The sequence below is a fragment of the Burkholderia mycopellens genome, assembly GCF_964265025.1.
In the GTDB taxonomy this organism is placed as follows: Bacteria; Pseudomonadota; Gammaproteobacteria; order Burkholderiales; family Burkholderiaceae; genus Burkholderia.
In genome coordinates this window covers 1,947,614-1,967,342 of sequence record NZ_OZ183803.1, presented here as the reverse complement: position 1 = coordinate 1,967,342, position 19,729 = coordinate 1,947,614, and the positions used below count along the sequence as shown (strand labels likewise).

At 67.7% G+C, this 19,729-nt stretch carries 19 protein-coding genes; 13 read left to right on the top strand and 6 right to left on the bottom strand.

Features of this window, described 5'->3' with window-relative positions; translation table 11 throughout:
- Positions 1-25 precede the first annotated feature (25 nt).
- Positions 26-1,297, bottom strand: a complete 1,272-nt coding sequence (locus tag ACPTTC_RS27060) for an MFS transporter (RefSeq protein ID WP_423394666.1) — start codon at positions 1,295-1,297, stop codon at positions 26-28.
- A gap of 472 nt (positions 1,298-1,769) precedes the next feature.
- On the opposite strand from ACPTTC_RS27060, the gene ACPTTC_RS27055 reads away from it, so the two are divergent.
- From ACPTTC_RS27055 to ACPTTC_RS27020, 8 genes are all read left to right on the top strand, one after another.
- Positions 1,770-2,714: a MurR/RpiR family transcriptional regulator gene (locus ACPTTC_RS27055; protein WP_226194835.1), complete on the top strand. Its 945-nt coding sequence runs from the start codon at positions 1,770-1,772 to the stop codon at positions 2,712-2,714.
- Positions 2,711-3,706, top strand: coding sequence for an isoaspartyl peptidase/L-asparaginase family protein (locus tag ACPTTC_RS27050; RefSeq protein ID WP_423394665.1), 996 nt, complete (start codon positions 2,711-2,713; stop codon positions 3,704-3,706). Before ACPTTC_RS27055 ends, ACPTTC_RS27050 begins: the two co-directional genes overlap by 4 nt.
- Positions 3,707-3,735: 29 nt before the next feature.
- Entirely contained in the window at positions 3,736-5,643 is a 1,908-nt protein-coding gene (locus tag ACPTTC_RS27045) for a dipeptide ABC transporter ATP-binding protein (protein WP_423394664.1), read from the top strand.
- A gap of 95 nt (positions 5,644-5,738) precedes the next feature.
- A complete protein-coding gene (gsiB, locus tag ACPTTC_RS27040) occupies positions 5,739-7,301 on the top strand; it encodes a glutathione ABC transporter substrate-binding protein GsiB (RefSeq protein ID WP_226194833.1) in 1,563 nt (520 codons plus the stop codon).
- 79 nt (positions 7,302-7,380) lie between these two features.
- Entirely contained in the window at positions 7,381-8,301 is a 921-nt protein-coding gene (gene gsiC / locus ACPTTC_RS27035; protein WP_175950521.1) for a glutathione ABC transporter permease GsiC, read from the top strand.
- A gap of 7 nt (positions 8,302-8,308) precedes the next feature.
- Positions 8,309-9,202, top strand: a complete 894-nt coding sequence (gene gsiD, locus ACPTTC_RS27030; protein WP_423394663.1) for a glutathione ABC transporter permease GsiD — start codon at positions 8,309-8,311, stop codon at positions 9,200-9,202.
- The gene (locus ACPTTC_RS27025; RefSeq protein ID WP_423394662.1) at positions 9,202-10,275 is read left to right on the top strand and encodes a P1 family peptidase; all 1,074 of its coding nucleotides are present in this window, start codon (positions 9,202-9,204) and stop codon (positions 10,273-10,275) included. Before gsiD ends, ACPTTC_RS27025 begins: the two co-directional genes overlap by 1 nt.
- Positions 10,272-11,099: a M55 family metallopeptidase gene (locus tag ACPTTC_RS27020; protein ID WP_423394661.1), complete on the top strand. Its 828-nt coding sequence runs from the start codon at positions 10,272-10,274 to the stop codon at positions 11,097-11,099. The genes ACPTTC_RS27025 and ACPTTC_RS27020 overlap by 4 nt, the downstream gene beginning before the upstream one ends.
- A 38-nt stretch (positions 11,100-11,137) precedes the next feature.
- Here the strand turns inward: ACPTTC_RS27020 and ACPTTC_RS27015 are convergent, their stop codons facing one another.
- The gene (locus tag ACPTTC_RS27015; RefSeq protein ID WP_423394660.1) at positions 11,138-11,917 is read right to left on the bottom strand and encodes an alpha/beta fold hydrolase; all 780 of its coding nucleotides are present in this window, start codon (positions 11,915-11,917) and stop codon (positions 11,138-11,140) included.
- Between the two features lie 139 nt (positions 11,918-12,056).
- Here ACPTTC_RS27015 and ACPTTC_RS27010 point away from each other — a divergent pair, with 139 nt between their 5' ends.
- Entirely contained in the window at positions 12,057-12,836 is a 780-nt protein-coding gene (locus ACPTTC_RS27010) for an AraC family transcriptional regulator (protein ID WP_423394659.1), read from the top strand.
- Positions 12,837-13,295: 459 nt separating this feature from the next.
- Here ACPTTC_RS27010 and pcaG read toward each other — a convergent pair whose 3' ends face one another.
- The 3 genes from pcaG to ACPTTC_RS26995 form a co-directional block, all read right to left on the bottom strand.
- A complete protein-coding gene (gene pcaG / locus ACPTTC_RS27005; RefSeq protein ID WP_085037803.1) occupies positions 13,296-13,889 on the bottom strand; it encodes a protocatechuate 3,4-dioxygenase subunit alpha in 594 nt (197 codons plus the stop codon).
- 3 nt (positions 13,890-13,892) lie between these two features.
- The gene (pcaH, locus tag ACPTTC_RS27000) at positions 13,893-14,600 is read right to left on the bottom strand and encodes a protocatechuate 3,4-dioxygenase subunit beta (RefSeq protein WP_175968287.1); all 708 of its coding nucleotides are present in this window, start codon (positions 14,598-14,600) and stop codon (positions 13,893-13,895) included.
- 273 nt (positions 14,601-14,873) lie between these two features.
- Positions 14,874-15,440: a YiiX/YebB-like N1pC/P60 family cysteine hydrolase gene (locus ACPTTC_RS26995; protein WP_423394658.1), complete on the bottom strand. Its 567-nt coding sequence runs from the start codon at positions 15,438-15,440 to the stop codon at positions 14,874-14,876.
- A gap of 120 nt (positions 15,441-15,560) precedes the next feature.
- On the opposite strand from ACPTTC_RS26995, the gene ACPTTC_RS26990 reads away from it, so the two are divergent.
- The 4 genes from ACPTTC_RS26990 (at position 15,561) to ACPTTC_RS26975 (ending at position 18,218) form a co-directional block, all read left to right on the top strand.
- The gene (locus ACPTTC_RS26990; protein WP_175950512.1) at positions 15,561-16,298 is read left to right on the top strand and encodes a helix-turn-helix domain-containing protein; all 738 of its coding nucleotides are present in this window, start codon (positions 15,561-15,563) and stop codon (positions 16,296-16,298) included.
- 77 nt (positions 16,299-16,375) lie between these two features.
- Entirely contained in the window at positions 16,376-17,362 is a 987-nt protein-coding gene (pcaQ, locus tag ACPTTC_RS26985) for a pca operon transcription factor PcaQ (protein WP_423394657.1), read from the top strand.
- A 127-nt stretch (positions 17,363-17,489) separates the two neighbouring features.
- Complete coding sequence (locus ACPTTC_RS26980; RefSeq protein ID WP_423394656.1) at positions 17,490-17,849, top strand: type II toxin-antitoxin system RelE/ParE family toxin; 360 nt, start codon at positions 17,490-17,492, stop codon at positions 17,847-17,849.
- 72 nt (positions 17,850-17,921) lie between these two features.
- Positions 17,922-18,218: an XRE family transcriptional regulator gene (locus ACPTTC_RS26975; RefSeq protein ID WP_011658604.1), complete on the top strand. Its 297-nt coding sequence runs from the start codon at positions 17,922-17,924 to the stop codon at positions 18,216-18,218.
- A 174-nt stretch (positions 18,219-18,392) separates the two neighbouring features.
- On the opposite strand, the gene ACPTTC_RS26970 is transcribed toward ACPTTC_RS26975, so the two are convergent.
- The gene (locus ACPTTC_RS26970; protein WP_423394655.1) at positions 18,393-19,667 is read right to left on the bottom strand and encodes an APC family permease; all 1,275 of its coding nucleotides are present in this window, start codon (positions 19,665-19,667) and stop codon (positions 18,393-18,395) included.
- Positions 19,668-19,729 lie beyond the last annotated feature (62 nt).

Here is a 19,729-nt window from a genome sequence, read left to right as displayed (position 1 = left end):
ATGCGATTTCCTGTGAAAGCGAAGGTCAGGCGTGCTGTGCGAGCAGGCGTTCCTGCTTCGACTGCCCGCGGATCAGCACCGCGAGCAGCGTGACGCCGATGATGTCGAACAGGCCGAGGCACGCGAACAGCGGCGCATAGCCGATCTTGTCCGCGAGCGCGCCGACCAGCAGCGAGAAACCGAGCCCGCCGATCCACGCGGCCATCCCGGCGAAGCCGCTCGCGGTGCCGACTTCCTCGGAATCGAACACGTCGGCCGACAGCGTGTTGACGAGCGCGGAGATCATCTGGTGCGCGAAGCCGCCGACGCAGAACAATGCGATGGCCGTGTACGGCGACGCCACGAGACCGATCATCGCGGGCCCGAGCATCAGCACCGCGCCGAGCGCGACGCCGGCGACGCGCGACCACACGAGCGGCAGTTTGAAGCGGTTGGCGAGAAACGGCGACAGGTAGCCGCCCGCGATGCCGCCGGCGTCGGCCGCGAGAAACGGCATCCACGCGAAGATCGCGATCTGCGTGAGCGGCATGTGGCGCTCGGTCGCGAGGTACAGCGGAATCCAGAAGCTGAAGGTCTGCCACGCGGGTTCGGCGAAGAAGCGCGGCAGCGCGATGGCCCAGAAGCGCCGCGCGGTGACCACGTCGCGGATGCGGCGCTTCGACACCGGCGGCATCGTCGCCTGGCCGTCGCGGATCAGCGCGCGCTCCTGCGGCGTGATGCGCGGATGATCGGCCGGCGACCGGTACTGCGTGTACCAGAGCGCGGCCCACACGAAGCCGAGCGCGCCGGTGACCATGAATGCCGCCTGCCAGCCGAACCGCATCGAGATGAACACGACGAGCGGCGGCGCGATCGCGGCGCCGAGCGACGTGCCCGCGTTGAAGTAGCCGACCGCGACGGATTTCTCGCGATCGGGAAACCATTCGGCAACCGCCTTCATCCCCGACGGAATCGCGGCGGCCTCGAACAGGCCGAGAAAGCCGCGCAGGATGCCGAGCGACAGCCAGCCCGACGCGAAGCCGTGCGCAACGCCGACCACCGACCACAGCATCGCGAACAGCGCGAACCCGAGCCGCAGCCCGATCAGGTCGACGACGAAGCCGCACACGGGCTGCATGATCGTGTAACCGATCTGGAACGCGCCGACGATGTACGAGTACTGCTGCGTCGAGATCGCGAACACCTGCTTCAGCTCGGGGGCGAGCACCGCGAGGGAATTCCGTGCGAGGTAATTGAGGATCGTGCCGAGACACACGAGCACGATGATCCACCAGCGCAACGCCTTGACTGTCTTCACTGCTGTCTCCTGTCGGGCAGGGCCGGTGCGTGGCGCCGGCCCGATCCATGACGACCATCCGTTCGGGATGGCCTGTTTCGCTTTATTTGTACGATGTCCGATCTTGATGAGCGCCAGTTTTCCCGGATTGAGCCGGAATGCTGGTGTTCAAGTGAACATTTCGACGTCGCAGAAGGCTAATGTTATCTGACGACTGATCATTTGCGAACATCCTATGTTCGAATTCGAATCCGGTCAACGTGAAATTGCATTCGAACGAACTTGGTCGGGGTTTTCCCCGACTCAGCAGGGCAGGCAACAGGCGCGGCGCCGCACGGCGATCACGTGTCAAAGGCCCCAGCGGCGGGGCTGTGCGGGCGTCGGGCAATCGAAAGGAGCGGGACGGGGCACGACAATCCGGATGAAAATTTATTTCTTTTCGGAATAGGAGTTGTGTAAATTCATTTTCACCATCCTTGCAACCACCCTTCGCATGACGCCACTCGTTCCGCACGACGCCAGTCAAGACGAACCCGCGATTGCCGAGCGGATCGCGTCGGCGATGCCGTTGATGACGCCGATCCACCGGCGCATGGGGGAGTTCGTGCTCGCGAATCCGTTCCGCGCGGCGACGATGCGCATCGACGAACTCGCGCAGGCCGTGAACGCGTCGATCGCGACCGCGAACCGCTTCGCGAAGGCACTCGGTTTCGACGGCTATCCGGCGATGCGCGCGGCGCTGGTGCGTGGCTTCGAGGCGACGCTCGGGCCGGTCGAGCGGCTGCGTTCCGCGCAGGAGCAGGAGTCCGGCGTACGCGGCGCCGCGTGGATCGATGCGGTATTCGACCAGGCCGTCGCGAACATCGAGAACACGCGCGCGCAACTGGACGCGGCCGATGTCGAGGCCGCGGTCGAGGCGATCGTCGGCGCGCGTCGCGTGCTGATCCTCGGCGCGGGGTCGAGCGCGTTTCTCACCGGGCTGATGGAGCACGGGCTGTCCGTCTGCCATGACAACGTGCAGTCGCTCGCGCTGCTCGGCGGCCCGTCGCACGCGGCGCGGCGGCTGTATACGGCCGACTCGCGCGATCTCGTGATCGCGCTCGCGTTTCCGCGCTACGTGAAGGACACGATCGAACTCGCCCGCCGCGCGGCCGCACGCGGCGCACGCGTACTGGGGATTTCCGACGGCCCGCAATCGCCGCTTGCGCCGATCGCGTCGCTGAACCTGTACGTCAAGGCCGAACGGCGCTTCGCGGCCACGTCGGAAGCGGCCGTGCTCGCGATGATCGAGGCCCTGATCGACGCGGTCGCGCTGCGCACGCACCGGTCCGCGAAATCCGCGGCCGAGATGACCGAATTCCTGCTGCCGTGGCTCGTCCAGCCGCAAGCGACGCTGCCGGCCGCCAACCCACCTTCTCACCGTCCGAAAAAAACATGACTTCATCCGCGATCGTTGCGATTCACGGCGGCGCAGGCACGATCCTGCGCGAGGCGATGGATTCCGACACCGAACGTCAATACCGTGCCGAACTGACGGCGATCCTGACGGCCGCGCAGCAGGTGCTGGCCGATGGCGGCAGCGCGCTCGACGCCGTCACCGTCGCGGTGCGGATGCTCGAGGACTGTCCGCTGTTCAACGCCGGGCGTGGCGCCGTCTATACGGCCGACGGCAAGCACGAACTCGACGCGGCGGTCATGGACGGCGCGACGCTCGGCGCCGGCGCGATCTGCTGCGCGACGCGCGTGCGCAATCCCGTGCTTGCCGCGCGGCGTGTAATGGAGGCGAGCGAGCACGTGCTGTTCGCGGGTGAGGGCGCCGATGCGTTCGCGGCCGCGCAGGGGCTCGAACTCGCGGAACCGGGCTACTTCGACACCGAGGCGCGTCACGCGCAGTGGCTCAAGGCGTGCGCAGCGGCGGGCACCATGCTCGACCACGACGCGGCGAGTCTCGCGTTCGGCAAATCGCGGCAGCAGCCGGCCGAACCGCTCGATCCGGACCGCAAGCACGGCACGGTCGGCGCGGTCGCCTGCGACCGGCACGGCCACATCGCGGCGGCGACGTCGACGGGCGGCATCACGAACAAGCAGCCGGGGCGTGTCGGCGATTCGCCGATCATCGGCGCGGGCTGCTATGCGGACGACGCAACGTGCGCGGTGTCGGCCACCGGCACCGGCGAGATGTTCATCCGGCTCGTGACCGCGCATGACGTGGCCGCGCAGATCGCGTATCGCGGCGCATCGCTCGCCGACGCCGCGCACGACGTCGTGATGAACAAGCTGCCGCGCCTCGCGGGCCGCGGCGGGATCATCGCGGTCGACGCGCAGGGCAACGTCGCGATGCCGTTCAACACCGAAGGGATGTACCGCGGCTACGCGCGCGTCGGTGAAGCGCCGGTGGTCGGCATCTATCGCGACGACGACACGGCCTGATCCCGGACCGCACGAGGAGGAAACCCACGATGACTTCGAGCCGTAACCCGTCCGGCCTGGTGCTGCCCGAGCAGCGCGTGGTGGCCGTCGACGACCTGTCGGTCACGTTCCGCCGCGAAGGCGCGACGTTCGACGCGGTGCGCAACGTGTCGTTTCACGTCGATCGCGGCGAGACGCTCGCGATCGTCGGCGAATCGGGTTCGGGCAAGTCGGTCACCTCGCTCGCGCTGATGCGGCTCGTCGAGCATGGCGGCGGCGCGATCACGAACGGCCGGATCGCGTTCCGCCGGCGCGGCGGCGCGCTGGTCGATCTTGCGCAGGCCAGCGGCGCGACGATGCGCGGCATTCGCGGCGCGGACATCGCGATGATCTTCCAGGAGCCGATGACGTCGCTGAACCCGGTGTTTACCGTCGGTGACCAGATCAGCGAGGCGATCGCGCTGCATCAGTCGAAAAGCATGTCGGAAGCGCGCGCGGAGACGCTGCGGCTGCTCGAACTCGTGCGCATCCCGGAGGCGCGCCGCGTGTTCGCGCGCTATCCGCACCAGCTGTCGGGCGGGATGCGGCAGCGCGTGATGATCGCGATGGCGCTGTCGTGCCGGCCCTCGCTGCTGATCGCCGACGAGCCGACGACCGCGCTCGACGTGACGATCCAGGCGCAGATCCTGCAACTGGTGCGCGGGCTGCAGGACGAAATGAACATGGGCGTGATCTTCATCACGCACGACATGGGCGTGGTGGCCGAAGTGGCCGACCGCGTGCTCGTGATGTATCGCGGCGAGAAGGTCGAGGAGGGCGAATCGGAGCGCATCTTCGCGGCGCCCGAGCATCGCTACACGCGCGCGCTGCTCGCGGCCGTGCCGAAACTCGGCTCGATGCAGGGCACCGATGCGCCCGAGAAATTCCCGCTGCTGAAGGTGGAGGGCGCGAGCGCGGCAGCACCGGCGGCGTCGCCCGCCCCCGCCGCGAACGACGAGGCGCAGCCGCCCGTCGATCGGTCTGCGCCGCCGATCCTGCGCGTGCGCGATCTCGTGACGCGCTTCCCGGTGAAGAGCGGCGTGTTCGGCCGTGTGTCGCAATACGTGCATGCGGTCGAGCGCGTGAGCTTCGAGCTGCGCGCGGGCGAGACGCTCGCGCTGGTCGGCGAATCGGGCTGCGGCAAGTCGACCACCGGCCGTTCGCTGCTGCGCCTCGTCGAATCGCAGAGCGGCTCGATCGAGTTCGACGGCCGCGACATCAGCGCGCTGAAGGGCCCGGAGCTGCAGGCGCTGCGCCGGAACATCCAGTTCATCTTCCAGGATCCGTTCGCGTCGCTGAACCCGCGCCTGACCGTCGGCTTCTCGATCATGGAGCCGCTGCTCGTGCATGGCGTCGCGAGCGGCCGCGACGCGCAGGCGCGCGTCGACTGGCTGCTCGACAAAGTCGGCCTGCCGCCGGAGGCCGCGCGCCGCTATCCGCACGAATTCTCGGGCGGCCAGCGCCAGCGGATCGCGATCGCGCGTGCGCTCGCGCTGAACCCGAAGGTCGTGATCGCCGACGAATCGGTGTCGGCACTCGACGTGTCGGTGCAGGCGCAGATCGTCAACCTGATGCTCGACCTGCAGCGCGAGCTCGGCGTCGCGTACCTGTTCATCTCGCACGACATGGCCGTGGTCGAGCGCATCAGCCATCGGGTCGCGGTGATGTATCTCGGCCAGATCGTCGAGATCGGCCCGCGTCGAGCGGTCTTCGAGGCGCCGCAACATCCGTATACGAAGAAGCTGATGAGCGCGGTGCCGGTGGCCGACCCCGCGCGCCGGCATGCGCCGCGCCAGCTTGCGGCGGACGAGATTCCGAGCCCGATCCGCGCGGTCGGCGACGAGCCGGTCGTCGCGCCGCTCGTCGCGGTCGGCCCCGATCATTACGTCGCGACGCACCGCGTCGGCGGCGCGTACTGAAGACATGCATCGCGACGGCGGTGCGCGAGCGTGCAGGAAGTCGAAACCGAAACGCCCGTGAGGCGTCACCGATTCACCGATAGGAGCCCAGCAACATGACCAAGCAGCATTCGTTCCCGATGTTTCGTCCGCGCGCGTGTTTCGTCGCGCTCGCCGGCGCGTTCGCGCTGTCGGCCGCAGTGCCCGCGTTCGCGCAGCAGACCGCGGTGATGGCGGTGGATTCGACGTTCACGACGATGGACCCGTACGACGCGAACGACACGGTGTCGCAGGCCGTCGTCAAGTCGTTCTACCAGGGGCTGTTCGGCTTCGACAAGGACATGAAGCTTGTCAACGTGCTGGCGACAGGCTACGACGCGAGCCCCGATGCGAAGGTCTACACGATCAAGCTGCGCCAGGGCGTGAAGTTCCACGACGGCACCGATTTCAACGCGGCGGCCGTGAAGGCGAACTTCGACCGCGTGACCGATCCCGCGAACCACCTGAAGCGCTACAACATGTTCCGCGTGATCGAGAAGACCGAAGTGGTCGATCCGTACACGGTGAAGATCACGCTGCGCGAGCCGTTCTCGGCGCTGATCAACACGCTTGCGCACCCGTCGGCCGTGATGATCTCGCCGGCTGCGCTGAAGAAGTGGGGCCGCGACATCGCGCTGCATCCGGTCGGCACGGGCCCGTTCGAGTTCGTCGAATGGAAGCAGACCGACGACCTGAAGGTGAAGAAGTTCGCCGGCTACTGGAAGAAGGGCTATCCGAAGATCGACGCGATCGACTGGAAGCCGGTGGTCGACAACAACACGCGCGCCGCGCTGATCAAGACGGGTGAAGCCGATTTCGCGTTCCGCATCCCGTTCGAGCAGGCGGTCGACCTGAAGGGCAACCCGAAGGTCGACATCGTGGAGCGGCCGTCGATCGTGCAGCGCTACGTGTCGCTGAACATGCTGCAGAAGCCGTTCGACAATCCGAAGGTGCGGCAGGCGCTGAACTACGCGGTGAACAAGGAAGCGCTCGCGAAGGTCGCGTTCTCCGGCTTCGCGACGCCGTCGACCGGCGTGGTGCCGCAGGGTGTCGACTACGCGACGAAGCTGGGCCCGTGGCCGTACGACCCGGCGAAGGCACGCGCGCTGCTGAAGGAAGCCGGCTATCCGAACGGCTTCGAGACGACGCTGTGGTCCGCCTATAACAACTCGACGTCGCAGAAGGCGATCCAGTTCGTGCAGCAGCAGCTCGCGCAGGTCGGCGTGAAGGTGCAGGTGCAGGCGCTGGAAGCCGGCGAGCGCGTCGCGAAGGTCGAGAGCGCGCCGGATCCGGCTAAGGCGCCGGTGCGGATGTACTACATCGGCTGGTCGTCGTCGACGGGTGAAGCGAACTGGGCGATCACGCCGCTGCTCGCCGGCGCGTCGGCGCCGCCGAAGCTCGTCAACACCGCGTACTACAAGAACGACACGGTCGACGGCGACCTGACGAAGGCGCTCGAAACGGTCGATCGCGCGAAGAAGGCCGACCTCTACGCCGATGCGCAGAAGCAGATCTGGACCGATGCGCCGTGGATCTTCCTCGTGCAGGAGAAGATCGTGTATGCACGCAGCAAGCGGTTGCAGGGCGCATACGTGATGCCGGACGGCTCGTTCAATTTCGACGAAATCTCGCTGAAATGACAGTGGTGATGACGGCGGTTCGTCCGCCATGCGGTGCCGGCGGCGCAAGCCGCCGGCACGCTGATTCGATCGGTGCCCCATGCTGAATTTTCTCGTCAAACGCCTGTTCGGCCTGCTGCCCACGCTCGCGATCGTCGCGGTGCTGGTGTTCCTGTTCGTCCACCTGCTGCCGGGCGATCCGGCGCGGCTCGCGGCCGGCCCCGAAGCCGACGACGCGACGGTCGCGCTCGTGCGTGCCGATCTCGGGCTCGACCGACCGCTGCCCGCGCAGTTCATGACCTTCTTCACGAAGATCGCGCACGGCGACTTCGGCATGTCGACGCGCAGCAAGCGGCCGGTCTCGACCGAGATCGGCGAACGCTTCATGCCGACGCTGATGCTGACGCTCGTCAGCATGGTGTGGGCGACGGCGTTCGGGATGGCGATCGGGATCGCGTCGGCGGTGTGGCGCAACCGCTGGCCGGACCGCCTCGGCATGACGCTCGCAGTGTCGGGCATCTCGTTTCCCGCGTTCGCGCTCGGCATGCTGCTGATGGAAATCTTCTCGGTGAAGCTCGGCTGGCTGCCGGTCGTGCCGGACGGCTCGTGGAAAAGCTACGTGCTGCCGTCGCTGACGCTCGGCGCCGCGGTCGCGGCCGTGATGGCGCGCTTCACGCGAGCGTCGTTCGTCGAGGTGCTGAACGAGGATTTCGTGCGCACCGCGCGCGCGAAGGGCGTGCACGAGCCGATGGTGGTGCTCAAGCACTGCCTGCGCAACGCGATGATTCCGGTCGTCACGATGATGGGGCTGCAGTTCGGTTTCCTGCTCGGCGGCTCGATCGTCGTCGAGGTCGTGTTCAACTGGCCGGGGCTCGGGCGCCTGCTCGTCGATGCGGTGACGATGCGCGACTACCCCGTGATCCAGGCGATCGTGCTGCTGTTTTCGCTCGAGTTCATCCTGATCAACCTGACCGTCGACGTGCTGTACGCGGTCATCAACCCGACCATCCGGTTCAAGTGAGGCACGCATGAACGCGACAGTCCAGACCGCGGCGCCGGCCGCACCGACCGCGATCCGCACGCCGTGGCGCGAATTCTGGCGCAAGTTCCGCAAGCAGACCGTCGCGCTCGTCGCGGGCGGCTTCGTGCTGGCGCTCGTCGTGCTGGCGTTCGTCGGCCCGCACATCGTGCCGTTCGATCCGGAGAACTATTTCGACTACGACGCGCTGAATGCGGGGCCGTCGGCCGTGCACTGGTTCGGCGTCGATTCGCTCGGTCGCGACATCTTCAGCCGGATCGTCGCGGGCACGCGCATCTCGCTCGCGGCCGGCTTCTTCTCGGTCGCGCTCGGCGCGGTGATCGGCACGTTCTTCGGGCTGCTCGCCGGTTACTACGAAGGCTGGTGGGACCGCATCACGATGCGTGTGGCCGACGTGCTGTTCGCGTTCCCGGGCATCCTGCTCGCGATCGGCGTGGTCGCGATCCTCGGCAACGGGATGGTCAACGTGATCTGCGCGGTCGCGATCTTCAGCATCCCGGCGTTCGCACGGCTGGTGCGCGGCAACACGCTGATGCTCAAGCACATGACCTATGTCGAAGCCGCGCGCAGCATCGGCGCGTCGGACTGGACGATCATCATGCGGCACATCCTGCCGGGTACCGTGTCGTCGGTCGTCGTCTACTTCACGATGCGGATCGGCACGTCGATCATCACGGCCGCGAGCCTGTCGTTCCTCGGGCTCGGCGCGCAGCCGCCGACGCCGGAGTGGGGCGCGATGCTCAACGAGGCGCGTGCGGACATGGTGACGGCGCCGCACATCGCGATCTTCCCGAGCCTCGCGATCTTCCTGACCGTGCTCGCGTTCAACCTGCTCGGCGACGGGCTGCGCGACGCGCTCGATCCGAAGCTGGAGCGCCGTTGATGCGCACTTCACCGATGTGGACGGCGATGCTGCCGGCCGGGCCGCGCGGCACGATCGCCGACGTGCCGGGCGTGACGGTCGGCCATTGCACGCTCGATGCCGGAAACGTGCAGACGGGCGTGACCGTCGTGAAGCCGCATCCGGGCGACGTGTACCGCTGCAAGGTGCCGGCGGGGGTTGCCGTGATCAACGGGTTCGGCAAGAGTGTCGGGCTCGTGCAGGTCGAGGAGCTTGGCACGCTCGATACGCCGATCGCGCTGACCAATACGTTCGGCGTCGGCGCGGTCGCGCAGGCGCAGATTCGCGCGGCGATCGCGGCGAATCCGCAGATCGGCCGCGACTGGTCGACCGTCAACCCGCTGGTGTTCGAGTGCAACGACGGCTATCTGAACGATATCCAGGCGTTCGCGGTCACGGCCGCGCATTACGACGACGCGTGCCGCACGGCGTCGCGTGACGTCGCACGCGGCGCGGTGGGTGCCGGGCGCGGGATGTCGAGCTTCGACCTGAAGGGCGGGCTCGGTTCGGCATCGCGCGTCGCCGTCGCGGCCGGGCGGCCTTATACGGTCGGCGCGCTCGTGCTCGCGAATTTCGGCCGGCTGCCGATGCTGACGCTCGGCGGCGTGCCGCTCGGGCGCATCGTCGCGCAACGGCGTGCGGCCGAGGCTGCGCGCGCGGCACCGCCCGAGCAGGGCTCGATCATCCTGTTGCTGGCCACCGATGCGCCGCTCGATGCGCGGCAACTATCGCGGCTCGCGCGCCGCGCGGGCGCGGGGCTGGCCCGCACGGGCTCGGTCTACGGGCACGGCAGCGGCGACATCGCGCTTGCCTTCTCCACCGCTTACACGATCGCGCACGACGCGTCGACGGTCGCGCTGCCGGCCCTCGTCGCCGATGCGGCGCTCGATCCGCTGTTCATGGCCGCGGCCGAAAGCGTCGAGCACGCCATCGCCGATGCATTGCTGCAGGCCGTGACGGTGGCCGGGCGCGATGGCCATGTGCGGCAATCGCTGCGCGATGCGGTGCCCGATCTCGACTCTCTGCTCAACGCACACCGTCCCAACTATTCATGAAGATCCTGATTTCGACCGACATCGAGGGCGTCGCCGGCGTGTTCGCCACCGAGCAGACGCGCGCCGGCAATCCGGAATACGAGCGTGCGCGTCGCTGGATGACCGCCGAGGCGAACGCGGCGATCGAAGGCGCGTTCATGGGCGGTGCGCAGGCGGTGTGGGTCAACGATTCGCATGGAGGCTTCCGTAACCTGCTGCCCGACGGGCTCGATGCGCGTGCGCGCGTCGTGCTCGGCAAGCCGCGCACGCTCGGGATGATGGCGGGCCTCGAACAGCGGCCGGACCTCGTGTTCATGATCGGCTATCACGCGAAATCGCAGACCCGCGGCGTACTAGCGCACACGATCAACAGCTTTGCGTTCACGCAGGTATGGCTGAACGGCGTCGAACTCGGCGAAGCCGGGCTGTACGGCGCGCTGGCGCGGGAATATGGCGCGCACGTCGCGCTGGCCACCGGCGACGACGTATTCGCCGAGGAAACGCAGCCGCTGTTTCCGGATGCGCATTTCGAGACGGTCAAGACGGCCGGCGGCGCATCGAGCGGCGATACGCTCACGCCCGCCGCGTCGTGTGCGCGGATCGCGACGGCTGCGCGCGAAGCGGTCGCGCACGCACTGTCGGCAGGTGTGCGCGCCGGCGCCCATCGGCCCGCGCCGGCCGCTTGCACGCTGCGCGTGCAGACGGCGGCGCTGGCCGACCTGTTCTGCGTGCTACCGTCGCTGGCGCGCGTCGATGCGGTGACGCTGCGCTTCGACGGGCCTTCGGTCGAGCACGCGGTGCGCACGCTGAACAGTCTGTCGGCGATGTCGTTCATGCTGCGGTGATGCGGGTCAACGCCATGCTGCCTGCGCGCCGCGCGTCGTCAGTGGTCGCCGGCGGGGCTCGTGTTCACGGCGAGCAGGAACGCTTCCATCGCCGCGACCAGCGCGAGCGGCGTCTCGTTCATCGGGTAGTGGCCCGCATTGCGCAGCACGTCGACGGTGGCGAGCGGATAGCGCCGCAGGTAGGTGCGGGCCATCAGCGCCGCGTCGAACGCCGGATCGTGCTCGCCGATCAGCACTTTCACCGGGTGGATGCCGGCGATCTCGTCGCTGAAATCCGTGTCGGCCCACGCGCGGAAGTACGCGCCGAACGCCGTCGGCGACGAACGGGCTGCCGAATACGCGGCTTTCCACTCGACCCAGGCGGCGGGCAGCCGGCCGCCGGTGCTGCGATCGATGATGGTCCGGCGATCGGCGACGTGGTTGGCGGCGCGTTCGAATAGCGCGCGCTTCTCCGCGTCGAACGGCAGGCCGCCGCACGGCACGGGCGTGATCGGTACCAGCGCGCGCACGCGCCCGGGCGCGATGACGGCGATTTTCTCGGCCGCCATCGCACCCATCGAGTGCCCGACGACGCTGAAGGTCGCGAAATCGAGCGCGTCGGCCAGCGCGAGCGCGTCGGCGGCGATCTCGTCGATCGTGTAGCGGCCCGCCGAGTCGCGCATCTGGCCGTAACCTCGGTAGTCCATGAATACATAGCTGAAGTGGTCACGCGACAGCCATGCTTCGACGGGTTCGAACGCGTGGGCGTCGCCGAACCAGCCGGGCAGTACAAGAACAGGGTGGGGGCCGTTCCCCACGCGATGAAACGTATTCGGCATGTCCGCTCCGATGCAGTAAACCGGCCGATCAGGCCGACGGGTCTTGCGGCCGTCAGGTCGCGCAAGGGTGGAGCGGATCGTAAATCGCGCGAAGGAGACCCGCCTTCGATATCGGGTCATTGATGATGGAATTCGGGCCGTGAGAAATACGTTGTTAGATCCCTACGAAAACATTCCCCGGAGCGTGGTCGTGACCGCCAACGACTATGCGGCGGGCACGACGTTTCCGGCGCACGCGCATGCGCGCGGGCAATTCGCGTTCGCGTCGCGCGGCACGATCAGCGTGTCGACGCCGCACGGGCACTGGCTGGTGCCGCCGCAGCGCGCGTGCTGGGTGCCGGCCGGCGTGCGGCACGAAATGACGATGACCGGGCCGGTCACGATGCTCAACACGTTCGTGTCCGGCGACGCCGCGCGGGAGGCGGGCCTGCCCGAACAGTGCGGTGTCTATGGTGTGTCCGCACTGCTGCGGCAACTGATCGACGATGCGATCGACCTGCCGGCCCTGTACGACGTCGGCGGGCGCGCGGGCAAGCTGATGGCGCTGCTGGTCGCGGAAATCGCGACGATGCCGCGCCTGTCGCTGCATGCGCCGCTGCCTGCCGACGCACGGCTGGCGAAGGTGTGCCGGCATCTGTTCGCGTCGCCGTCGATCGCGGCCGATCTCGACCAGGTGGCTGCCGATGCAGGCGTGAGCCGCCGCACGTTCACGCGGCAGTTTCGCGCGCAGACGGGGGTGAGTTTTGCCGCATGGCGCCAGCAGGTGTGCATGCTCGCGGCGATCGCACGCCTGAGCGACGGGCAGCCGGTGACGCGCGTCGCGCTCGATCTCGGGTACGCGAGCGCCAGCGCGTTCACGTCGGCGTTTCGCCGCATTCTGGGCGATACGCCGAGCCGCTATCTGGAGATTCGGCGCTAACCGGAGGGAGTCGGCGCACGCCGGACCGGTGCGCCGGCTGCCGCCAAAAAATACGCGCCTGCCAACTTCGGTCAGACGCGTTTAAAGGCACTCGGTCAGAAAAAATGCGCGCACAGCCTGCCGGGCGGTGTCGCGCATGACATGCGTCATTGTTGCCGATCGCGATTCAATCCCGGGGTGCTGTTCTGGATAACGAAGCATACGCCGCATAACGCGCAAACGATATCCTGCGGAATCGACGAGTTGTGTGCGGTCGCAGCATGCGTTTCAATCGCGCGTTCGATACAGGGGGCGGAAGCCCGCGATAACGGGCATCGGCACGCATGACCCGGCGCAACGCGCCGCAGCATCGAATGATGACGGCGGAACACGAAAAACGCCGCGTGGCGCGATGCCTGTCGGTATCGCGCCACGCGGCGGTGCGGTAGCGGGCGAAGCCGGCGTGCGCCGGCATGCGCGTTACACGTCGAAGAACACGGTTTCGTCCGGCCCCTGCATGCGGATGTCGAAGCGATAGACGACCGGGCGGCCCGGCTGCGCGTCGCGTTTCGCGACGAGCGTCGCTCGGCGCTCGGCCGGCACGGCGTTCAGCACGGGGTCGGCTGCGTTCGCGGCGGCTTCGTCGTCGAAGTACACGCGCGTGAACGCGTGGGTGAGGATCCCGCGCATCATCACGGTCACGTTGATGTGCGGCGCTTCGTCGGCGGCGATGCGGCCCGGCTTCACTGTCTCGACGACGAAGCGCTGCTGCGCATCGGTGCCGGTGCCGACTCGCGCGAAGCCCGTGAAGCCGGATTTCGCGATGTCGTCGCGCGACGCGGGGTAGCGGCCGGCGCCGTCCACCTGCGTGAATTCGAGCACCGCGTCGCCGACGACGTTGCCGTCGCCGTCGAACACCTGGCCGACCAGCAGCACGTGCTCGCCTTCGGCGTGTGCCGCGGCGATCGTCGGCGTGAACAGGCTCTTCAGGTCGTAGTCGTATTGCTGCGGGCACAGGCCGTACGCGAAATACGGGCCGACCGTCTGCGAAGGGGTTTGCTTCAGCGTCGTCATGGTTCAGCGCTCCATCGGGGTGGCGTCGCGGCCGCGCAGCACGATGTCGAATTCGTAGCCGAGCGCATAGCCTTCTTCGGTGATGTCCATCGAGAAGCGCGAGATCAGGCGATCGCGCGCGGCCTCGGGCGTGCCCTGGAAGATCGGGTCGTACGCGAGCAGCGGGTCGCCGGGGAAATACATCTGCGTGACGAGACGCGAGCCGAAGTAATCGCCGAACAGCGAGAAGTGGATGTGATTCGGGCGCCACGCGTTCGGATGGTTGCCCCACGGGTACGCGCCGGGCTTGATCGTCAGGAAGCGGTAGCGGCCTTCGCTGTCGGTCAGGCAGCGGCCCGCGCCGAGGAAGTTGGGGTCGAGCGGTGCGTCGTGCTGGTCGACCTTGTGCACGTAGCGGCCGGCCGCGTTCGCCTGCCACACCTCGACGAGCGTGTTGCGCACGGGCTTGCCGCCTTCGTCGAGCACGCGGCCCGTGACGACCATGCGCTCGCCGAGCGGCTCGCCGTTCTTCACCGCGTTCTTCGTCAGGTCATGGTCGAGTGCGCCGAGATCCTCGGCGCCGTAGACGGGCGCGTACTGGTCGCGGAGCTTCTCCTTCAGCGGGATCAGCGGGCGCGTCGGGCCGCGCTTCACGGACGAACGGTACTCGGGGTGGATGTAGGCCGGATGCGACGGCCAGTCGCGCGGCGTGAGGATCGTGGGGGAATCCATCGGGTGTCTCCTGATAGGTATTTCGCGAAGTGGATGGCAGGACTTTAGCTAATCCGGAAAGTTATGCAAAATGACCTTTTTTCGCTAATCGCATAACTGTTCATTATGTTTGACGCGCCAATGAAAATTCCGCCGGACAGGATGCCTGTCCGGCGGAAAAAGCGATCGGGCTTCGCGTCGTCGGTGACGACCCCGTGCACGGCCCTCCAGCCAGCCCGTCGCTGTTTTTTTGTGTTGTCGTTCTTGTTGTTGTCGGGTCTCCCTGAGCGCCTGTTATGACTGGCGGCCGGGATCGAACACGATCCCGTCGAATTCGAGTGCCAGCGCGCCGCTGCGCAGCAGTGCGGCCGGCGTCGCATCCCGGTCGGCGCCGAGCACGTCGCTCACGTAGTTCGCGCAGAACCCGCGCCGCGTCCGCAGGTTGAAGCGGTTGCCGAGCAGCGCGTCGATCCGCCGTTCAGCCGTTGAATGAATCCGGCGCTGCGCTTCGGTGGTCGGTGCCGCGACGCGACGGGCCAGCGCGATGCGTCCGCCGTCGGTCCGGGCGACGAAGCGCGACAGCGGCGTGAGCTTCGTCCACGCAAACGCCGATTCGGCGATCACGGGCTCGTCGCCCGAGGTGTCGACGACGATGCCGAAGCGATTGGCCCACGCACCCGTCGCGCCTGCCGCGTCGCGCGGCGCATTCGCCGGCACGCGGATGAATACGAGATCCCCGACGTGCGCGCTGGCGGCCAGCGTGCGGACCGTGGCGAGCGGGATCGTGCGATCCGTGTCGCGGGCATCGCGCGGGGCGGTGTGATGCGATTCGTAGGCAGCGGTTTCGGTTCGGGTGGTCATTTCGGCTCCGTCGTTCAGTGACAGCACGGAGCGGATTATGCAGACAAGTATCTGAAAGTGTTCATCTGCGTGCTCAGGTAGCCTAATATCTGACCTGGAGCATCATTTTTCGATACCAAAATGACCGAAACCGCCCAACTTATCGACATGCTGAAGCGCCAGTTGAAGGCGCAGGGCATGACCTACCGCGACGTCGCACGTGCGCTCGACGTCTCCGAGACAAGCGTGAAGCGGCTGTTCGCCAGCGGCCGCTTTACGCTGGAGCGTGTCGTGGAGATCGCGCAACTGCTCGGCTATACGCTGGCCGAGCTCGTGCAGGAGGCGTCCGCGTCGGCGCCGAGGCTGCACGTGCTGACCGAGCAGCAGGAAGCGCTGCTCGTGTCGGACGACAAACTGCTGCTCGTTGCCGTGTGCGCGATCAACTACTGGACCGTCGAGGACATCGTGTCGGCCTATCAGGTGACGAAGGCCGAGTGCGTGAAATACCTGCTGATGCTCGACCGGATGAACGTCGTCGCGCTGTTGCCGGGCGACCGGATTCGCGTGCGCGTCGCGCGCGATTTCGACTGGCTGCCCGGCGGCCCGATCCGCCGTTACTTCCATGCGCACGCACTCGGCGATTTCCTCGACAGCCGCTTCGACGGGGAGGGCGAGACGATGACGTTCTCGCAGGGGATGCTGACCGAGGCTGCGTCCGCGGAGCTCGAACTGGAGCTGCGCCGGCTGCGCAGCAAGGCCGCCGCGCTCCATGCAGAATCGTCGTCCGCACCGCTCGCGCAAAAGCATGGCACCAGCTTGCTGATCGCGAAGCGGATGTGGGAGCCGGCCGGTTTCCAGGCACTGCGGCGTCACGCGTGATGCAGCGTCGAGTGCTTGGGACTATCCGGAAAGTTATGCAAAATGGCATTTCATCGTCAATCGCATAACGAGTCGTTATGAATAACCGTATCGCTGACGGCCGCGTCAAGTTCCGGCACCTGCAGTGCTTTCTTGCGATCGCGCAACTGGGCGGCGTGCAGAAGGCGGCCGAAAGCCTGTCGATCACGCAGCCGGCTGTGTCGAAGACGATTGCCGAGCTGGAGGCGATCCTCGGCGTGAAGCTGTTCGAGCGTGGCCGTCAGGGTGCGCAGCCGACCCGCGAGGCGCAGCTGTTCATGCCGCACGCGAACGCGTGCGTGCTGGCGCTGCGGCAGGGCGTCGGGTTGCTCGCGCGCGAAGGAGGGGCCGCCGCGGCGACGCTGGAAATCGGCATGCTGCCGACCGTCGCGGCATCGCTCGCGCCCGCGTTGATGAAGGCGCTCGCCGAGCGCTGGCCGCGCGTCGTCGTGCGGATCGCGACGGCCGCGAACGCCGATCTGCTCGAGCGCCTGAAGTCCGGTGCGATCGAGTGCGCGATCGGGCGGCTGTCGGAGCCGGAGCGGATGATCGGGCTCGCGTTCGAGCAGTTGTACAACGAGCCGCTGGTCGCCGTCGTGCGTGCAGGGCATCCGTTGCTGTCGAGCGCGGCGCCGGCCACCGAACTCGCGCGCTATCCGGTCGTGCTGCCGCCGTACGGCACGCTGATCCGCCAGTCCGCCGAGCAACTGCTCGGTGCATGCGGCGCGCCGCCGCTGGATTCGTTCATCGAGGTGCTGTCGGTATCGGTCGCGCGCGCGCTGGCGCTCGAGAACGACGCGGTGTGGTTCGTGCCGCTCTATGCGGCCGAATACGATCTGTCGGCCGGTGCGCTGGCGCGCCTGCCGCTGCCATCCGCGGGTACCGACGAGCCGGTCGGGCTCATTCTGCGCACCGATGCGCAGCCGTCGCCGGTCGCACGGACGCTGATCGATGCCGTGCGCGAGATCGCACGATCACGGTTCGGCGACAAGCGCCCGCACCGGACGCCACGCGCCGCGCGCAAGCCGGGTCGCGGCAATCCCTGATCCTTCGGGCCGGGCGGCAAGCCCGGCTCGGTTCCTATCTCCGCTTCCGGACCGGCCATCCGGCCAGTAGCCGTCCTCGTGGTGCTTGGCATATCGTATCGTTTTTGGTACGATTGGTGTCAAGACGATGACGAGACAGCAGATCCAGGTCACGCTCGGCGTGCGGTTCTTTTGCACGGCCCGAGGCAACGAGCCGGTGCGCGAATGGCTCAAGGCGCTCGGGCAAGCGGAGCGAAGGGCGATCGGCGAAGAGATCAAGACCGTTCAACTCGGCTGGCCGCTCGGCATGCCGCTGGTCCGGAAGATGGCGCGGGATCTGTGGGAGATCCGCGTGATGCTGCCGGGGCGGAACGCCCGCGTGCTGTTTACAGTCGTGGGCGACACGATGGTCCTGCTGCATGGCTTCTTCAAGCAGTCGCGGGCCACGCCGTCGGACGACCTCGACGTCACCGTCGCGCGCCTGAAGGCGCTGACGCACGCCATTTGAATTTCCGGTTGTGCCTGAACGCACCGTCTCCGACGGTCGGGCAGCCGGCAACGCCATGCACAGGAGTACGACATGACGACCACGAATAATCCGCATATCGGCAGCGACTTCGATACCTTCCTCGAAGAGGACGGCAATCTCGAAGCGGCCACCGCCACCGCGATCAAGCGCGTGATCGCGTGGCAGATCGGGCAGGAGATGAAGGCGCAGCACATCACGAAAACCGCGATGGCCGCACGGATGAAGACCAGCCGCGCCGCGCTCAACCGGCTGCTCGACGAAACCGACACGAGCCTCACGCTGGCGACGCTCGCGAGCGCGGCCACCGCGCTCGGCAAACGGCTCAGCTTCGAGCTGGTGCCGGCCTGACGGGCATGAAGGATCGGCGGACGGCCGAGTCCGCACCTCCGCGCGTGATGCATGCGGCGGAGTGGACGGCAATCCGGCCAGCGGTTCGGCCAGCGCTTTGGCCATCGGTTCGGTCATGATCAGTCCGCGCGTCGCCGCAAGCAGGCGAGTGTCGGCCCGAGCACGCATGGCGGGTCACTGACGCGGCCCGGCCACCTGCAGATAAAGCAGCGCACCGCCCGCGAGCAGCAACGGGCACAGGATGTACCAGCCGGTCGCCAGGAACAGCCCGGCGACCGCGACCAGCGAAATCCATGCACAACGGTGCGCGATGCCGCCACGTGGCAGCAGTTTCAGCGCGGCGGCCGCGCCGAGCCCGTACACCATCACGAAGCACCCGGACGTGACGAGCACGAGGGGCTTCGGCCCGACATCCGTCAGCGTCGTCGCAGCCAGTGCGACTACGGCGAGCGTGGCGATCACGCCGAGGCTGCGGCGCGGGACGCCGCCGACCTGGCTGCCATGCGCGAGCCACGCGGGCAACGCGCCGTCGCGCCCAAGCGCCGCGCCGAGCTTGGCCGCGCCCGCGAAATACGCGTTCATCGTGCCGAGCGTGAGCAGCACCGCGGCCGCGGCGGCCAGCACCTGCGCATGACCGCCGATGCCGCCCGCGATCAGTTCGGCGAGCGGCGCCCCCGATCCGCCCGCGGACGGCCCGAGCACCGTCACGCTCGCGGCTGCAACCGACAGATACAGGAACCCGACCACCACGACCGCGATACCGGCCGAGCGCGGCATGTCGTGTGCGGGCCGGTGGAATTCGGCCGCGAGATGCGTGATCGCTTCCCAGCCGGCGAAACTCCACACGAGCAGCGCGGCCGCCTGGCCGACCGCGAGCCAGCCGTGCGGCGCGAACGGATGCAGGTTCTCCGTGCGCGCATGCGGCGCGGAGGCGAGCACCGCGGCGAGCAACAGCGTGACGAGCAGTGCCGACAACACGAGCTGCATGCGGCCTGACACGGTGACGCCGAATGCATTCGCGGCCGACACGATCGCGATCAGCGCGGCAGCCGTGACGACGACGGTCGTGTGCCCGCCACCGGTGACGGCCGCGACGTATGCGCCACCGAACATCGCGGCAGCCGGCGCGCCGGCCGGTACAGCGAAGTAGAAGCACCATCCGACGATAGCCGCGGCCTTCGGGCCGAATGCACGCCGGGCGTAGGTCGAGACGCCGCCTGCGTCGGGATAGCGCGCGCCGAGTGCGGCGAAGGTGGCGGCGAGCGGCCCGGACAGCACGACCAGCGCGGCCCATGCGAGCAGCGATGCCGGGCCCGCAACTTCCGCGGCGAGCGCGGGCAACGCGATCACGCCGGTGCCGAGCACCGCGCCGATATACAGCGCGGCGCCCTGGAAAATCGTCAGCGAGCCCGCGTGATGCACGGCGGGTGAATCGACATGCGAGGGCATGGACAGCAGTCTCCGGAAGTTTCGTTGTGTTTGGGCGCGCGCGTCCGCGCGGAAAATCGTTC

Excerpts from the sequence above, each read along its gene's own strand:
- ACPTTC_RS27055 (WP_226194835.1), top strand. The coding sequence starts at position 1,770 with ATGACGCCACTCGTTCCGCACGACGCCAGTCAAGACGAACCCGCGATT.
- ACPTTC_RS27025 (WP_423394662.1), top strand. The coding sequence starts at position 9,202 with ATGCGCACTTCACCGATGTGGACGGCGATGCTGCCGGCCGGGCCGCGC.
- pcaQ (WP_423394657.1), top strand. The coding sequence starts at position 16,376 with ATGAATAACCGTATCGCTGACGGCCGCGTCAAGTTCCGGCACCTGCAG.
- ACPTTC_RS26990 (WP_175950512.1), top strand. The coding sequence starts at position 15,561 with ATGACCGAAACCGCCCAACTTATCGACATGCTGAAGCGCCAGTTGAAG.
- pcaG (WP_085037803.1), bottom strand. The coding sequence starts at position 13,889 with ATGACGACGCTGAAGCAAACCCCTTCGCAGACGGTCGGCCCGTATTTC.
- gsiB (WP_226194833.1), top strand. The coding sequence starts at position 5,739 with ATGACCAAGCAGCATTCGTTCCCGATGTTTCGTCCGCGCGCGTGTTTC.
- ACPTTC_RS27050 (WP_423394665.1), top strand. The coding sequence starts at position 2,711 with ATGACTTCATCCGCGATCGTTGCGATTCACGGCGGCGCAGGCACGATC.
- gsiC (WP_175950521.1), top strand. The coding sequence starts at position 7,381 with ATGCTGAATTTTCTCGTCAAACGCCTGTTCGGCCTGCTGCCCACGCTC.
- ACPTTC_RS27045 (WP_423394664.1), top strand. The coding sequence starts at position 3,736 with ATGACTTCGAGCCGTAACCCGTCCGGCCTGGTGCTGCCCGAGCAGCGC.
- gsiD (WP_423394663.1), top strand. The coding sequence starts at position 8,309 with ATGAACGCGACAGTCCAGACCGCGGCGCCGGCCGCACCGACCGCGATC.
- ACPTTC_RS26975 (WP_011658604.1), top strand. The coding sequence starts at position 17,922 with ATGACGACCACGAATAATCCGCATATCGGCAGCGACTTCGATACCTTC.
- pcaH (WP_175968287.1), bottom strand. The coding sequence starts at position 14,600 with ATGGATTCCCCCACGATCCTCACGCCGCGCGACTGGCCGTCGCATCCG.
- ACPTTC_RS26970 (WP_423394655.1), bottom strand. The coding sequence starts at position 19,667 with ATGCCCTCGCATGTCGATTCACCCGCCGTGCATCACGCGGGCTCGCTG.
- ACPTTC_RS27015 (WP_423394660.1), bottom strand. The coding sequence starts at position 11,917 with ATGCCGAATACGTTTCATCGCGTGGGGAACGGCCCCCACCCTGTTCTT.
- ACPTTC_RS27020 (WP_423394661.1), top strand. The coding sequence starts at position 10,272 with ATGAAGATCCTGATTTCGACCGACATCGAGGGCGTCGCCGGCGTGTTC.
- ACPTTC_RS26980 (WP_423394656.1), top strand. The coding sequence starts at position 17,490 with ATGACGAGACAGCAGATCCAGGTCACGCTCGGCGTGCGGTTCTTTTGC.
- ACPTTC_RS26995 (WP_423394658.1), bottom strand. The coding sequence starts at position 15,440 with ATGACCACCCGAACCGAAACCGCTGCCTACGAATCGCATCACACCGCC.